The organism is Rhodococcus sp. 15-2388-1-1a (assembly GCF_002259145.1).
Lineage (GTDB): Bacteria > Actinomycetota > Actinomycetes > Mycobacteriales > Mycobacteriaceae > Rhodococcoides.
The window spans coordinates 59,804-74,444 of the sequence record NZ_NPFP01000031.1 but is presented as its reverse complement, the minus strand read 5'-3'; the positions used below and the strand labels follow the sequence as shown (position 1 = coordinate 74,444).

General features: G+C 64.5%; 15 protein-coding genes. 9 read left to right on the top strand and 6 right to left on the bottom strand.

The window, feature by feature from the left end; translation table 11 throughout:
- Nucleotide 1: 1 nt before the first annotated feature.
- Both CH302_RS17815 and CH302_RS17810 read left to right on the top strand, forming a co-directional pair.
- Complete coding sequence (locus CH302_RS17815) at nt 2–931, top strand: serine/threonine dehydratase (protein WP_037196047.1); 930 nt, start codon at nt 2–4, stop codon at nt 929–931.
- A gap of 203 nt (nt 932–1,134) precedes the next feature.
- Complete coding sequence (locus CH302_RS17810) at nt 1,135–2,760, top strand: ribonuclease J (protein ID WP_037196049.1); 1,626 nt, start codon at nt 1,135–1,137, stop codon at nt 2,758–2,760.
- An 11-nt stretch (nt 2,761–2,771) separates the two neighbouring features.
- On the opposite strand, the gene CH302_RS17805 is transcribed toward CH302_RS17810, so the two are convergent.
- A complete protein-coding gene (locus tag CH302_RS17805) occupies nt 2,772–3,176 on the bottom strand; it encodes a MerR family transcriptional regulator (protein ID WP_037196051.1) in 405 nt (134 codons plus the stop codon).
- Nucleotides 3,177–3,206: 30 nt separating this feature from the next.
- Entirely contained in the window at nt 3,207–4,715 is a 1,509-nt protein-coding gene (locus tag CH302_RS17800) for a SulP family inorganic anion transporter (RefSeq protein ID WP_037196052.1), read from the bottom strand.
- Between the two features lie 170 nt (nt 4,716–4,885).
- Here CH302_RS17800 and CH302_RS17795 point away from each other — a divergent pair, with 170 nt between their 5' ends.
- The gene (locus CH302_RS17795; RefSeq protein WP_037196054.1) at nt 4,886–5,779 is read left to right on the top strand and encodes a LysR substrate-binding domain-containing protein; all 894 of its coding nucleotides are present in this window, start codon (nt 4,886–4,888) and stop codon (nt 5,777–5,779) included.
- A gap of 77 nt (nt 5,780–5,856) precedes the next feature.
- Here the strand turns inward: CH302_RS17795 and CH302_RS30165 are convergent, their stop codons facing one another.
- The 4 genes from CH302_RS30165 to CH302_RS17780 all read right to left on the bottom strand — a co-directional run bounded on the left by CH302_RS30165 (nt 5,857) and on the right by CH302_RS17780 (nt 8,039).
- Nucleotides 5,857–6,021 carry a hypothetical protein gene (locus CH302_RS30165; protein WP_155292955.1) on the bottom strand — a complete coding sequence of 55 codons (165 nt, stop codon included), beginning with the start codon at nt 6,019–6,021 and terminating at the stop codon, nt 5,857–5,859.
- On the bottom strand, nt 6,018–6,353 hold the full coding sequence (locus CH302_RS17790; protein ID WP_037196056.1) for a hypothetical protein: 336 nt from the start codon (nt 6,351–6,353) through the stop codon (nt 6,018–6,020). Before CH302_RS17790 ends, CH302_RS30165 begins: the two co-directional genes overlap by 4 nt.
- A 298-nt stretch (nt 6,354–6,651) precedes the next feature.
- On the bottom strand, nt 6,652–7,047 hold the full coding sequence (locus CH302_RS17785; RefSeq protein ID WP_037196059.1) for a universal stress protein: 396 nt from the start codon (nt 7,045–7,047) through the stop codon (nt 6,652–6,654).
- Nucleotides 7,044–8,039 (bottom strand): 2-hydroxyacid dehydrogenase, encoded by a 996-nt coding sequence (locus CH302_RS17780; RefSeq protein ID WP_176460728.1) that lies wholly within the window; start codon nt 8,037–8,039, stop codon nt 7,044–7,046. Before CH302_RS17780 ends, CH302_RS17785 begins: the two co-directional genes overlap by 4 nt.
- Nucleotides 8,040–8,377: 338 nt before the next feature.
- Between CH302_RS17780 and CH302_RS17775 the strand changes: the two genes are divergently transcribed.
- The 6 genes from CH302_RS17775 to CH302_RS17750 are packed head-to-tail and all read left to right on the top strand — an operon-like array spanning nt 8,378 to nt 14,622.
- Nucleotides 8,378–9,955: an ABC transporter substrate-binding protein gene (locus CH302_RS17775; protein WP_037196061.1), complete on the top strand. Its 1,578-nt coding sequence runs from the start codon at nt 8,378–8,380 to the stop codon at nt 9,953–9,955.
- A 1-nt stretch (nt 9,956) separates the two neighbouring features.
- Complete coding sequence (locus CH302_RS17770) at nt 9,957–10,886, top strand: ABC transporter permease (protein ID WP_037196062.1); 930 nt, start codon at nt 9,957–9,959, stop codon at nt 10,884–10,886.
- A gap of 8 nt (nt 10,887–10,894) precedes the next feature.
- On the top strand, nt 10,895–11,881 hold the full coding sequence (locus CH302_RS17765; RefSeq protein WP_037196064.1) for an ABC transporter permease: 987 nt from the start codon (nt 10,895–10,897) through the stop codon (nt 11,879–11,881).
- Nucleotides 11,878–12,897: an ABC transporter ATP-binding protein gene (locus CH302_RS17760; RefSeq protein ID WP_037196067.1), complete on the top strand. Its 1,020-nt coding sequence runs from the start codon at nt 11,878–11,880 to the stop codon at nt 12,895–12,897. The genes CH302_RS17765 and CH302_RS17760 overlap by 4 nt, the downstream gene beginning before the upstream one ends.
- Nucleotides 12,890–13,885: an ABC transporter ATP-binding protein gene (locus CH302_RS17755; protein ID WP_037196069.1), complete on the top strand. Its 996-nt coding sequence runs from the start codon at nt 12,890–12,892 to the stop codon at nt 13,883–13,885. The genes CH302_RS17760 and CH302_RS17755 overlap by 8 nt, the downstream gene beginning before the upstream one ends.
- Complete coding sequence (locus CH302_RS17750; protein ID WP_082323879.1) at nt 13,885–14,622, top strand: sulfite exporter TauE/SafE family protein; 738 nt, start codon at nt 13,885–13,887, stop codon at nt 14,620–14,622. The genes CH302_RS17755 and CH302_RS17750 overlap by 1 nt, the downstream gene beginning before the upstream one ends.
- Nucleotides 14,623–14,641: the final 19 nt, after the last annotated feature.

Sequence of the window (14,641 nt, the reverse complement as noted above, 5' to 3'; positions counted from 1 at the left end):
GGTGCCTCTTGCGATCACGTACGACGACGTCGTCGATGCCCAATCACGTATTGCCGGCACCGTCAGACCGGTCACGATGATCGCGGCCGAGCCCCCGGACCTGCTGTACGCGGCCGAGTTCATGCAGCACACGGGAACGTTCAAGGCACGCGGAGCCGTCAACTTCGTCACCGCGCACCGGCAGGCGGGAACGATGCCCGACGCGGGGATCGTGATCGCCTCGGGAGGAAACGCAGGGTTGGCCTGTGCGTGGGCGGCGACGAAGTACCGCGTGCCCGCGACCGTGTTCGTGCCCGCCACGGTGCCCGAGTTCAAGAAGGCGAAACTGATCGCCCTCGGCGCAGACGTTCGAGCCGTCGGGACCGAATACGCGGAGGCGTTCGAGGCCTCGACGGACTACGCCGCGGACACCGGAGCTCTGGCCTCCCATGCCTACGACAACCCGCTGATCGCTGCGGGTGCCGGAACTCTCCTGCTCGACATGCTGACCGCCGACGCGTTCGACACCGTTGTGGTCTCGGTCGGTGGAGGCGGACTGTTCGCCGGCATCGCGACTGTCGCGGCGCAACGAGGTGTTCGGGTGGTGGCCGTCGAACCCGAGAAGTGTCGAGCCTTCGCAGCAGGGTTGGAGGCGGGCTTCCCTGTCGACGTACCGGTGGATTCGATTGCCGCAGATTCTCTGGGCGCGCGGCGGGTCACGCCGCTCGCTCTGACTGCGGCCGCGGCGTCGGACACCATCTCCGTTCTTGTCGACGACGCCGCCATCGTCGAAGCGCGACAACATCTGTGGGATTCGCGGCGGCTCGTCGTCGAGCATGCGGCTGCGGCAGCGGTCGCTGCGATCAGAGCGAAAAGATACGAACCGAAACCGGGCGAGAAAGTCGCAATCATCCTCTGCGGAGCGAACTCCGATCCCTCCGACCTGGGTTGACCCGGGCCGACCAGCCGAAGCCGGTAGGCACCTGACATCACGCCCTCGGCGGGGAACAATATGCAAATCTTCGGACCGGGGTCGAGACCAGGTGAAGAACCCCCCGTAGCGTAAGAGGCATGTCGAGATCACCACGGAACCGCAGATCCCCCGCCGCACCGAGAAAGCGATCCTCCTCCGCGCTTCAGGCAGGGCACCTTCGCGTGATCGCGACCGGCGGTCTCGGCGAGATCGGTCGAAACATGACCGTGTTCGAGTACGACGGAAAACTGCTCATCGTCGACTGCGGCGTCCTGTTCCCCGAAGAGCACCAGCCCGGCGTCGACGTCATCCTCCCCGACTGGAGTTGCATCCGGGATCGTCTCGACGACGTCGTCGCGATCGTCCTCACCCACGGACACGAGGACCACATCGGGGGCGTCCCCTACCTGCTGCGCGAGCGTGGCGACATCCCCGTCATCTCGTCACGGCTGACACTGCACTTCCTGGCTGCCAAGTTCGAGGAGTTCAAGGTCTCGACAAAGCTGATCGAGGTCGAAGCGGGGCAAACCCGTCAGGAAGGCCCGTTCGAGCTCGAGTTCATCGCCGTCAACCACTCGATCCCCGACGGTCTCGCCATCGCCATTCGCACCGATGCCGGGCTGGTGCTGCACACCGGCGACTTCAAGATGGACCAGTTCCCGCTGGACGGCCGGATCACCGATCTCCGTAGCTTCGCACGCCTCGGCGAGGAAGGGCTCGATCTCCTACTCGTCGACTCGACCAACGCCGAAGTTCCCGGGTTCATGGTGTCCGAACGTGATCTGGTCCCGGCCATCGAGAAGGTGTTCCGTGAAACGACGGGGCGGGTGATCGTCTCGAGCTTCGCCAGTCACGTGCACCGCATTCAACAGGTACTCGACGCCGCGCATGCGCAGGGCCGCAAGGTTGCGTTTGTGGGCCGATCCATGGTGCGCAACATGAAGATTGCGACCGATCTGAATTACCTCGATGTGCCCGACGGGCTCGTCGTCGATCTACCGAAGCTCAATCGGCTTCCGGCCAACAAGATCACCTTGATCTGCACCGGATCGCAGGGCGAGCCCCTCGCCGCGCTGTCGCGGATGGCGTCGGGTGAGCATCAGATCAAGGTGGGCGACGGCGACACCGTGCTGATGGCGAGCAGTCTCATTCCCGGAAACGAGAACGCGATCTACCGCGTCATCAACGGTCTCGTCGACAAGGGTGCACGTGTGGTGCACAAGGGAAATGCGAAGGTGCACGTCTCCGGTCACGCCAGCGCAGGCGAGTTGGTCTACTGCTACAACATCCTCGAACCCGCCAATGTGCTTCCCGTACACGGTGAGTCGCGACATCTGCGCGCCAACGCCGATCTCGCGATCAGGACCGGCGTTCCCCGCGATCGAGTGTTGATCGCCGAGAACGGAAGCGTCATCGACCTGTTCGACGGCGTCGCGCAGATCACCGGCTCCGTCCCCATCGAGCTCGTCTACGTCGACGGCAGTGCCGTCGGTGGTGTGACCGAGGATTCGCTGGCCGAGCGTCGCTTGCTCGCGAACGAGGGCGTGCTGACCGTCATCGCGATCGTGGATCCAGACACCGGCCTGCTGGTCGACGACGTCGACTTCATCGGACGCGGATTTGCCCACGAGGCCAACGCATTCGACTCGCTGGCCAAGGCGATCGGCAAGACCCTCACGCGCGAGAGCGACGTCAAGGTTGCGTCTCGCGAGAACATCGAGAAGCGCATCGTGCAGGAATCGGCACGCTGGGCCAAGCAGACCCTGGGCCGTCAGCCCCTCATCGTCCCGGTGGTCGTGGACGGCTAGAGCCGGTCCGGTCAGATCTGGGCTGCCGCACCACGGGTGGACAGCACATCGGTCAGTTCCTCGGCGTAGGCGAGCTGCCGCCGCAACGTGCGGCAGCTTTCCTCGGCCTTGGTGTGACACTCACGAACGAAGGCCGCGGCCGAGGACTTGGCGTCGTCCGTCGCGTTCTCGTCGCCCAGAACGTCGAGGGATTCGAGTAGTTGTTTCATTTCGGCCAACGTGAAGTCGAGGGGCTTCATCCGACGAATGACGAGCAGTCGTTCGACGTCGGACTCGGTGTAGAGCCGGAAGCCGCCGACGGTCCGAGCAGAGGGCGTGACGAGGCCGACGTCGTCGTAATGACGAACCGTGCGGATGGACAGCTCGGTTCGTTGAGCTACCTGTCCGATCTGCATGTGCATGCCGTCGTCTGCCATGTGCCGCCTCTCCTCGACAGCCCACCCTAGTCAGTGCTCGGCACCGAGGTTTCCACTGAGGCGGTCGTGCCGCTCGGTGGACGGCGCGTTCAGCCCCACGATCTTCACCGTCTTGCCCTTGGCGGCGTATTTGGTCGTGATGGCGTCGAGGGTCGCCACGGTCGATGCGTCCCAGATGTGCGACTCGGACATGTCGATGACGATGTTCTTCGGATCTCCGACGTAGTCGAACTGATAGATCAGGTCGTTGCTCGACGCGAAGAACAACTCGCCCTTCACCGCGTACACCCTGGTGTCCTCGTCGGGATGGGCCACGTCGACCACCTCGGTCAGATGGGCGACCCGTCGGGCGAACAGCACCATTGCAGTGATGACACCGACGAGCACGCCGTACGCGAGGTTGTGGGTGACGACGGTGACCGCAACCGTGGCGACCATGACGAGGGTCTCGCTCTTGGGCATGCGGCGCAACGTCTTCGGGTCGATGCTGTGCCAGTCGAAGGTGCCGATCGAGACCATGATCATCACTGCGACGAGCGCGGCCATCGGAATCAGCGCGACGATGTCGCCGAGAACGACGACCAGGATGAGCAGGAAAACACCGGCAAGGAACGTCGAGATTCGAGTGCGGGCTCCGGAGACCTTGACGTTGATCATGGTCTGGCCGATCATCGCGCAACCGCCCATGCCGCCGGTGAATCCCGTGACCAGATTCGCCACACCCTGACCCCAGCCCTCACGGGTCTTGTTGGAGTGCGAGTCGGTGATGTCGTCGACGAGCTTGGCCGTCATCAGAGATTCGAGCAGCCCAACGAGGGCGATGGCGAGTGCGAACGGGGCGATGATGCTCAGCGTGTCGAACGTGAACGGCACATTCGGGATCAGGAACGACGGCAGCGAGGACGGCAGTTCTCCTTCGTCACCCACATCGGGAACCGCGAGAGCGAAGACGAGTGTGACGCCGGTGAGTATCACGATGGCGATCAACGGAGCCGGCACAACGGTGGTGAGCTTGGGCAGGAAGAACATGATGAGCAGGCCCACGGCAACCATCGGATAGACCAGCCACGGCACTCCGATCAAGTACGGCACCTGCGAAGTGAAGATCAGGATCGCCAGCGCGTTGACGAATCCCACCATGACGCTGCGCGGGATGAACCGCATCAGTTTGGCGACGCCGAGCACGCTGAGCACCACCTGCAACACTCCGCCGAGGATCACCGCCGCGATGAGGTAGTCGAGGCCGTATTCACGCGCCAACGGGGCGACAACCAGGGCAATCGCTCCGGTGGCGGCGGAGATCATCGCCGGCCGACCACCGACGATGGAGATGGTGACGGCCATCGTGAACGACGCGAACAGCCCGACGCGCGGATCGACCCCGGCGATGATCGAGAACGAGATGGCCTCCGGAATCAACGCCAGCGCCACCACCAGGCCCGCCAGAACTTCGGTCTTGAGCCGCCTGGGTGAGCGCAACGCACCCAGCACCGAAACGTCTTCGACGGCGGTGGCAGGCACCTGGGCAGCTCGAGACACGACAACTCCGTTCGATGGGTGCGAGGGACTGTGACCGATGTGGCGTCCACTCCGCGGGCAACTCTACTCTTACCGGAGAGAAGGTTGTCAATCGTCGGGTCGCGGCTTGTGAGTTAGATTGATCTACAGAGGCACAACAGAACTCACTCCGCGATGCAAGGAATGAATCGATGTTCTCGCTCAACAGGCTCTCCTGCTTCATCGCCGTCGCCGAGGAATTGCACTTCGGCCGTGCTGCCGAACGGCTGCACATGACTCAGCCGCCCCTGAGCAGGCAGATCCAACAGCTCGAGAGCGAAGTCGGCGTGCAGCTGATCGACCGCACGAGCCGGTCGGTGACCCTGACGGCCGCGGGATTGGCCTTCCTACCCGAGGCCCGACGCATCCTCGACCTCGCCGAGGGCGCATTGCTGACGGTGCGACGCGTTCCCACCGGGGACCTGGGTACCGTGGTCGTCGGATTCACCGGCGCATCGGCCCATGCAGTACTCCCGCAGTTGCTCGACGCCGCGCGCGAAAAGCTACCGGACGTGAAACTCGTTCTACGCGAAATGGTCTCGGCAGTACAGATGGAGTCCTTGGCCGTCGGCGATCTGGATCTCGGTTTGGCCAGGCCACCACTCAAGCGACCGGGGATCGCGTCCCGGCCGGTGCTGCACGAGTCGTTGATCGCAGCGATGCCCGACTCTCACCCGCTGGCTGAGAAGGACGAACTGTCGGTGGAGGACTTCGACGACCAGCCGATCATCATGTACTCACCGGTCGATGCGCGGTACTTCCACGAGTTGCTCATCAGTACGTTCACCATCGTCGGCGTGACCCCGCGCTACGTGCAGTACGTGACCCAGGTGCACACGATGCTGGTGCTCGTTCGTTCCGGCATCGGATTGGCATTGGTACCGGAATCGGCGTCGACCATGCGGCCGGAAGGTGTTGTCTTCCGGCCGGTTCGGACCGTGAAGGAACGCCCCGTCGAGCTCGACGCGGCCTGGCGCGTGGACAACGACAACCCGGCACTGCACCGCTTCATGACCGATGTGCTCCCGACGCGGGAGTGGTCGTGACGCGCCGGTGATCGAGCCGTACGCCTCGAAGGCCCGCCCCATGGTCGGTGGCGGGCCTTCGTCGGTTCGTAGGTTGCTCAGTCTTTGGGCGGCTTGGTGTCTTTGCCAGCTGCGACGTCACGGAGCCATTGCGGGACGGGCTTATCGTCGTACTCGCGGAGCTTGATGGATGCTTCGGCGGCTGCGGACCGGACTTTCATCGAGCGTCCACGGCCCGCGGGGCGGTTCTCGGTGGTGGTCATCGGGGGTCCTCCGTCTCTGTGTCGTTTTCATTGTCGCCGGTTTCGGCAGGTTCCGCCAGGTCGTCCTGTGGCTTCACGGTGAGATCTGCGATCGCCTGCAGCGTGTCGCGATCGGTGCGCGCGATGAACGGAGTCGTGGCAACGGTGCCGAACACTTTCCAGCCGAGTGCGGCTTCGTCGTCGTTCTCGCTGACGGTCCTCTCGAGGCACCAGGTGATGCGTTGCCAGGATTGAGAACGGTTGTCCGCCCGAGTGCGCTGGCTGACGGTTCCCACCACGCCTACGACGGCAATCAAACCGACGATGAGGGTGATCCAGGCTTGTGCTGGCACTGGCCGGGTTCCTTTCGGGTGCGGTCGAGACATGCGGGTGGGGACCTTGCCGAGTGGTTGGCCTCAGACGGCCCGACACCCCCCGCCATGCTCTCCCCCGCGAGTATTGAAACCGTAGCCGGACCCACCGACACGAAATCGACATGCCAGTTCGAGCACCACTGAATTCCAGAAACCGCTACGCCAAATTTTTGGAGAGATGGATCAGCGCGTAACCGCCCGAAGTTTCGTGCCTACGAGTTTCTGGGCGGCGTGCTGCAACGTCCTCGACGACATCCTCCGCCGGCCGCCGACCGAACTACCGCGGTGTCCCCACCGGCGGCTTCACAGCCGTCACCGGGCAGTGCGCCTCGAGGAGAACGCGCTGAGAGATGCTGCCCATGAACAACTTTCCGACGGGCGATCGACGCCTGATGCCGATGACGACCAATTGCGTCTGTTCGTCGAACGACAGGTCGATCAGATTGTCTGCATGTGAGCGACCGGCCTCGTTGTCGTGGACTTTCGTCGTCACGCCGATCGCGCCCGCCTCGTCGCGGGCAGATTCGACGACGGCACCGAACTCGGCGTCGGACGCGCTGTTGTCCTCGGCGACGACGATCAGATCCGTTCCACGCATGTGGGCCTCGCGGAATGCGAAGGGCAGCGCGCCTTTTCCTTCGGTGGTCGGCGAGTAGCCGACGACGACGGTCACTGCGTCACCGGGGTGACGAGGGTGCCGTCGGACAGAAAGCGATCGAGGTTCTCGAGCGTGAGCGCTTCCATCGCGGCGCGGGTCTCCACCGTTGCGCTGCCCACGTGCGGCAGCAGCACCACGTTGTCCATCGCCAGCAGGGCGTCGGGCACGTTCGGTTCGTGGGCGAAGACGTCCAGACCGGCTCCGGCCAGCTGCCCGGCGGCGAGCAACTCGATGAGTGCTTCCTCGTCGACGACGCTTCCGCGGGCCACGTTGACCAGATATCCCTGCGGTCCCAGCGCTTCGAGCACCGCGCGATCCACCAGATGTGCAGTTCCCGAACCGCCGGACGCGGCGATGATCAGTACGTCGACGTTCTCCGCCAGCGCTGTCGGACTGGCCGCGTAGACGTAGGGAGAGCCGTCGATCGCGTTTCGATTGTGGTACGAGATTTCGCAGCGAAATCCGTTGAGCCGATCGGCAATTGCCGAGCCGATGCGGCCGAGCCCGATGATTCCAACGCGCTTGCCGGTGACCTGGCGCGTCAGTGGCGTGTTGCCCTCGGCAGGCCAGCGGCCGGCGCGCACAAAACGCTCGGCGGACGAGAGCCCACGCACGGTGTCGATCACCAGACCGACAGCGAGGTCCGCCACACAGTCGGTCAACACGTCGGGGGTGTTGCTCACGGCGATGCCGCGGTCTGCTGCGGCGTCGACATCGGTGGTGTCGTATCCGACGCCGAAGTTCACCACGGCTCCGAGCTGCGGCAATCGCTCCATCAACGCGGCATCGACGCCGGTGCGGCCGGAGGTGACCACTGCGGTGATCGATTCGCCGTGCGCATCGAGGAATTCGTCACGACCATCGCCTTCGGGCAGTTCCAGCGCGTCGTACTCGGCAACCAAGGTGTCCATCAGCGACGGTTTGAGCGGCCCGACTCGGAGCACTCGACCGCCCTGTTGCGAATCCGGTTGAGACACAGAGGAACTCTGCGAGCTGACGGTGACCATTGTTCTCCTCGCGAGATGGTGGAACGTGCGCGTTTCCTGTACGGTATGCCGCTCCTCGAATACCTGTCCAACACGGAAATAACATGGACCGATACCCAAACGGCATGAACGACGCATTGCCGATGCAGACCCGTCCGGTCTTCCTTACATCCGACCTGGTCAGTCCACTGCAGATGTGATTCAGGCCTCATCGAAACTGTCCCTGTGACCCACAAAACTGGCCGGGAAGGGCAATTCGTCCGGTTGACGGTGAAGACAGCCCGCTCATACCGTGTGTCTACCGTCACAGATTCGGCTGCGACTCGCAGACGCGGATCCTTTTCCCACTGGAGGCCACCATGAGCCCTGCACTCTTCGTGCAGCAGGGACGGACCCATCGCGTCGCCGCAATAGCCGTTTGCGCACTGTCATTTTCACTTGTAGTGAGCGGTTGCACCGTCGCCAATTCCAACAACGGTGGACCGAGCCGCGCAGATACTCTCCGCATCGTTCTGCCGCAGGAGCCGCCGACCCTCGAAGCCTGCGATGTCTCACTGACATCGGTGGGTGTGGTGACGCGCTCGAACATCACCGAGCCGCTCATGGAGCGCAATCCCAGCACCGGCGATCTCGAACCCAAGCTCGCCGACTCGTGGAAGCAGACCTCCGATACCGAATGGACGTTCGCGATCCACCCCGGTGTGACGTTCAGCGACGGCAGTCCCTTCGAGGCCGAGGACGCCGCGTTCTCCATCGATCGCACGGTCAACTCGGAACTGGGCTGCAACGTCGAGGGGTACGTGTTCGGCGACGCGAATCTGGTGGTCACGGCGGTCGACCCGATGACGCTGACCGTGCAGTCGCCGGAACCCGACCCGATTCTGCCGCTGCGCCTGTCGTTCGTGGAGATGGTCCCGCGCACAGCCAGCTACACCGAGCGGGTACGCGAGCCCATCGGAACGGGACCGTTCGCGATCGAGCGGTGGGACTACGGCCAGAAGCTCTCGCTCGTACGCAACGAGACCTACTGGGGTCCGAAGCCCGAGTACGCCAGGGCCGAGTACCAGTGGCGCAGCGAGGGCAGCGTCCGCGCCTCGATGGTGACCAACGGCGAGGCCGAGATCGCAACCTCTGTCGGACCGGAGGACGGTGCAGGCGACCTCGGGGTCGCGTACCCCAACAACGAAACGACGGCGCTCCGCATCCAGGCCGCCCAGCCACCACTGGACGACATGCGGGTGCGGCAGGCGATCAACTACGCGATCAATCGCGACGGCGTCGTCAAGGCACTCTTCCGCGGACTCGGTTCACCTGCAGCACAGCTGATTTCCGAGGGCGTCGTCGGCTACAACGAGGACCTGACGCCGTGGCCATACGACATGGACCAGGCCCGCACGCTGATCGACGAGGCACGGGCAGACGGGGTACCGGTGGACACCGAGATCCGCCTGATCGGACGCACCGGACAGTTCCCCAAGATCAACGAGACAGTGGAGGTCATCCAGAACTCACTGTCCAAGATCGGCATGAACGTCAAGATCGAAATGATGGACGCCGCCGGTACCGCCGAATACCAGGAACGTCCGTTCCCGGACGTCGGTCCGTATCTGCTGGTGATTCAGCACGGCAACCAGGCCGGCGACTCCGCCTTCACCGTCGATCAGTACTTCACCAGTGACGGATTCCAGAGTGCCTACGGCACAGCGGAATTCGACAAGGAGATCGCTGCCGCCGGTGCCCTCACCGGAGAAGACAGGCAGGCCGCATACGCCCAGGTGTTCGCCGACGAACCGAAGGACATCATGCAGATGGCCTACATCGCGCACATGAACGGGGTGCTCGCCAAGGCCGCCTCGGTCGACTACACGCCGAACTCGGCCACGGTCGACGAAATGCACCTGGCCGCGATGACGCGCGCCGATACCGAGAGGCCCTGACATGTTCAGATTTCTGCGCCGACGGATCTACACCAGCCTGATCCCCTTGTTCGTCGTCCTGCTGGGCGTGTTCTTCCTCGCTCGTCTCACCGGCGACCCCACCAGCCTGTACCTACCCGAGTCGGCCACCCAAGCGCAGCGCGAGGCGTTCCGTGCCACCAACGGCTTCGATCAGCCGGTGCTGACGCAGCTGATGGACTACTTCAAGGGCGTCGTCCAACTCGACTTCGGGCAGTCGCTCCGCACCGGTGAGGACGCGTCGGCGATGGCATTGCGCGCCTTCCCCGCAACGCTGCAGCTCGCCTTCGCGACGATGTTCCTCGCCATCCTCGGTGCCGTGATCATCGGCTGCTGGGCTGCGTACCGACCGAACTCGTTGGCCGATCGCATCTCGAGCCTGTTGTCGATGACGGCCGCGTCGATCCCCGACTTCTGGTTCGCCATCATGGGCGTCTACGTCTTCGCCATCGTGTTCGGCTGGCTACCCACCTCGGGCGTGGACAGCGGAATGCTCTCGTGGGTGTTGCCGATCGCCACACTGCTCATTCGACCCCTCGGCGTGCTGACTCAGGTGGTGCGTGGCGCGATGGTCTCCGCACTGTCGGCACCGTACGTTCGGCTCGCGAGAAGCAAAGGGGCAGGAGATCTTCGGGTCGTCACCCACCACGCCCTACGCAACGCCGCGGCACCGGCGCTCACGGTTGCAGGCGACCTGATGGTCGGACTCGTCAACGGCGCGGTGGTCGTCGAGGCCATCTTCGGGTGGCCCGGCATCGGAAAGTTGATGATCGACGCCATCCTGCAGCGCGACTTCGCCGTTCTGCAGGCGGCCGTGCTGTTGACGGCGGTGAGCATCTTCGTGCTCAACATCGTCATCGATGCCTGTTATGCATTGCTCGACGCCCGGGTTCGCGACAAGGTGAAGGTCTAGGTAAGAACATGTCACTCGACTTCGAAGCACCGAAAACGTCCGAGCCCGAGGATGTTCCACCTACGGTTCCGGTGGAAGCCCGCAAGGCATCGGCCCCGTTGTGGAAGCTGCTCCTGCGAGACAGGGTCGCCACCGTCGCCGCCGCGATTCTGGTGCTGGTCTTCCTCACCGCGATCTTCGGCCCGATGTTGGTCGGTGATGCTGCTACCGATCAAGATCTCGACCGCTCGAACCTGCCGCCGTTCACCCTCGACACCGGCTGGATGAACATCCTCGGTACCGATCCACTGGGGCGCAGCATGCTGGCCCGGTTGATCGTGGCCAGCAGAACCACACTGTCGGTGGCCATTCCGGCGGTGATCCTCTCGGCGATCATCGGGTCGTTCATCGGGATGTGGGCCGGCTTCCATCGCGGTTGGCGCGAGACCGCGGCGATGCGCGTCGCCGATGTCATCCTCAGCTTCCCGTCGCTGCTGATGGCCGTCGTCGTGCTCTACGTCTTCTCGCCCAGTGCCGCGAACATCGTTCTGGTCCTGACGGTCACGCGTATCCCCATCTACCTGCGTACCGCCCGCGCCGAGTCCGCCGAACTGCAGAGTCGATTGTTCGTGGATGCCGCCCGTACGTTCGGCGCGAAGAGCGGATCGGTGATCCGACGCCACGTGGCCCCGATTCTGCTGCCGACCCTGCTCACCGTCGCCACCCTGGACTTCTGCTTCGTCATTCTCGCCGAATCGTCACTGAGCTTCCTGGGCATCGGCATTCAGCCACCCGACGTCTCGTGGGGCCTGATGGTCTCGCAGGGCCGTACCTACCTGCAGACCGCCTGGTGGCTCTCCTTCTTCCCCGGCCTGGCCATCGTGTTGACGACCGTCTCGGCCACTGTCCTCGCCGCGTGGGCCCGCATCGCCACCGATCCGGCACAGCGGTGGCGACTCAATGTCCCCCGCTCCAAGCGGTCTCGCCTGATCCCCGCACGAAAGGTCGTCTCATGAGCGCACCGGCAACCGCACCTCGGCGTTCCGATACCGGCAGCATCGCTCTGGACGTCCGCGGACTGACGGTCGATCTGCGGACACCGTCGGGCGTCATTCGCGCCGTCGACAACGTCACCTTCTCCGCACGCCGCGGCGAAACCCTCGCTCTGTTGGGTGAATCCGGCTGTGGTAAGTCGATGACCGCCCAGGCCGTCGTCGGGTTGCTCGAACCGATCGCCGACATCACCGGCGGCTCGGTGGAGCTGGGCGACGTCGATCTGGTCACCGCCAAGACCAAGGTGCGACGCACCATCGCGGCCACCGAACTGGCCATCGTCTTCCAGGATGCACTGACGGCACTCAATCCCGTCTACACCGTGGGAACGCAACTGGCCGAACCGTTTCGGATCCACCGGGGCATGTCGGCCAAACAGGCACGCGTCGAGGCGATCACACTCATGGCCCGCGTCGGCATTCCCGAGCCCGAATCGCGCGCCGACTCCTACCCGCACCAGTTCTCCGGTGGCATGCGTCAGCGACTGCTGATCGCGATGGCCGTGGCCCTGAGTCCGTCGGTACTGCTGGCCGACGAACCCACCACTGCGCTCGACGTGACGGTGCAGGCGCAGATCATGGCTCTGCTGAAGGAACTGCGCACCGAGCACGACATGGCCGTCGTCCTGATCACCCACGATCTCGCCCTGGTGGCAGAGGAAGCCGACCGGGTCGCGATCATGTACGCGGGCAACGTCGTCGAGACCGGACCGGTGTCCGAGGTGTTCGGCGAACCGCGCCACCCGTACACCAAGGGACTGCTCGACTCGGTCCCTGTACACGCCGTCCGCGGTGAGGATCTGAAGTCGATCGGCGGCACCCCGCCGGATCTCCATTCGATCCCCGACGGGTGCGTCTATCAGGCCCGTTGCCCCATCGCCCGCGACATCTGCATCAGCACACGCCCTCCGCTCGAATCCGTCGGCGACGGCCGAATGTCGGCGTGCCACTTCCCGAACGAGGTATCCAGCCATGTCTGAACAACTGTTGACCGTGCGCGGCCTGAACAAGACCTTCGACGTCGGCCGCGGCAAGCTCCGCGCCCTCGACGCCATCGACCTGGACCTGCGACGCGGCGAGACCCTCGGACTGGTGGGTGAATCCGGCTGCGGCAAGTCCACTCTCGCGCGCACGCTGATGATGCTCGAACGACCCGACTCTGGAACCGTGGCCTTCGACGGCATCGATCCGTTCGCCCTGCGCGGCAAGGAACTCCTCGCGTGGCGTCGACGAGTACAGATGGTGTTCCAGGACCCGTACGGTTCACTGAACTCGCGAATGACGGCAGGTGACATCATCGGCGAGCCGTGGCGAACTCACAAAGGCCTGTACAAGACTCGCCGCGATCGCTCCGCACGAGTGCGTGAGCTGTTGCATCTGGTGGGCCTACGACCGAGCGACGAGAACCGATTCCCGCAAGAGTTCTCCGGCGGTCAACGCCAGCGCCTCGGCATCGCGCGGGCCCTGGCGTTGAACCCCGACGTGATCATCTGCGACGAGCCGGTCTCGGCACTCGATCTCTCGGTCCAGGCGCAGGTGCTCAACCTGCTCAACGACCTACAGAAGCAACTCGGCATCTCGTACGTGTTCATCTCGCACGATCTGTCGGTCGTCCGACACGTCGCCGACCGCGTCGCCGTGATGTACCTGGGCCGCATCGTCGAATCCGGTGCTACCGAAGCAGTATTCGAGCGACCCGCGCACCCGTACACCGCGGCGTTGATGTCGGCCGCACCCACACTCGACGCGTCGAACCGCGGGACGAAGATCCTGCTGAAGGGCGAGGTACCGTCGCCGCTGAACCCGCCGTCGGGATGCCGATTCCGCACACGCTGCTGGAAAGCGACCGAACTGTGCGCCAGTGAGGCACCCCCGGTGGCGCTCGACGCCGACGAGGCCGATCACATCGCCGAATGCCACTATCCGCTCGCCGCAGGCAATCTCGGCCTCGTCGCTGCCGGGACGTGATGGCGACAGACCTGAGCGTCACCGGATTCGTCGTCGTCGCGCTTGCCATCTTCTTCGCGTCGGCGATGCAGGCGTCCATCGGATTCGGCATGGGCATGCTCGCCGCGCCCATCGTGGCCATCGTCGACCCCGGACTCATCCCAGCGACGCTGATCATGCTCGCCGTGGTCGTCAGTGTGCTCGTCCTGGTTCGTGATCGCACTGCCCTCGACCTCTCGGGCGCGGGGTGGGCGCTGGCCGGTCGCCTACCCGGATCGGCGGTGGGCGCACTGCTGCTCGTGCTGTTGCCCGAGCGCGGCCTGGCCATCCTGCTCGCGCTGGTGGTGCTGAGCGGCGTCGCACTGACGTCCTTCGGTTGGGTCCCGTTGCCGCACAGACGAAACCTGGTGGTGGCCGGGGCCGCGTCGGGAATTCTGGGAACGGCCACCTCCATCGGCGGACCGCCGATGGCCCTGGTGTGGCAACGCAACACCGGAGCCGAACTGCGCAGCACCATGAGCTGCTTCTTCCTCGTCGGATCACTCATCTCGCTGGCGGTACTGGCGGTGGCCGGCGCAGTGGACGCCCATACCGCGACGCTGTTCGTGTTCCTGGCCCCGGCGACAGTTCTCGGTTTCCTGCTCTCTCGCGTGGTCAATCGCGTTCTCGATCGTCGACGCCTGCGCATCACCGCGATCGGTGTCTCCGCAGCCGGCGCACTCGTTCTCGTCGCCCAGCAGGTACTCGCTCTGATGTGAGGGCCGTGTCACGTGTTGC

Coding starts and splice junctions, on each gene's coding strand:
- CH302_RS17805 (WP_037196051.1), bottom strand. CDS start 3,176: ATGGCAGACGACGGCATGCACATGCAGATCGGACAGGTAGCTCAACGA.
- CH302_RS17770 (WP_037196062.1), top strand. CDS start 9,957: ATGTTCAGATTTCTGCGCCGACGGATCTACACCAGCCTGATCCCCTTG.
- CH302_RS17795 (WP_037196054.1), top strand. CDS start 4,886: ATGTTCTCGCTCAACAGGCTCTCCTGCTTCATCGCCGTCGCCGAGGAA.
- CH302_RS17750 (WP_082323879.1), top strand. CDS start 13,885: ATGGCGACAGACCTGAGCGTCACCGGATTCGTCGTCGTCGCGCTTGCC.
- CH302_RS17780 (WP_176460728.1), bottom strand. CDS start 8,039: ATGGTCACCGTCAGCTCGCAGAGTTCCTCTGTGTCTCAACCGGATTCG.
- CH302_RS30165 (WP_155292955.1), bottom strand. CDS start 6,021: ATGACCACCACCGAGAACCGCCCCGCGGGCCGTGGACGCTCGATGAAA.
- CH302_RS17755 (WP_037196069.1), top strand. CDS start 12,890: ATGTCTGAACAACTGTTGACCGTGCGCGGCCTGAACAAGACCTTCGAC.
- CH302_RS17760 (WP_037196067.1), top strand. CDS start 11,878: ATGAGCGCACCGGCAACCGCACCTCGGCGTTCCGATACCGGCAGCATC.
- CH302_RS17765 (WP_037196064.1), top strand. CDS start 10,895: ATGTCACTCGACTTCGAAGCACCGAAAACGTCCGAGCCCGAGGATGTT.
- CH302_RS17775 (WP_037196061.1), top strand. CDS start 8,378: ATGAGCCCTGCACTCTTCGTGCAGCAGGGACGGACCCATCGCGTCGCC.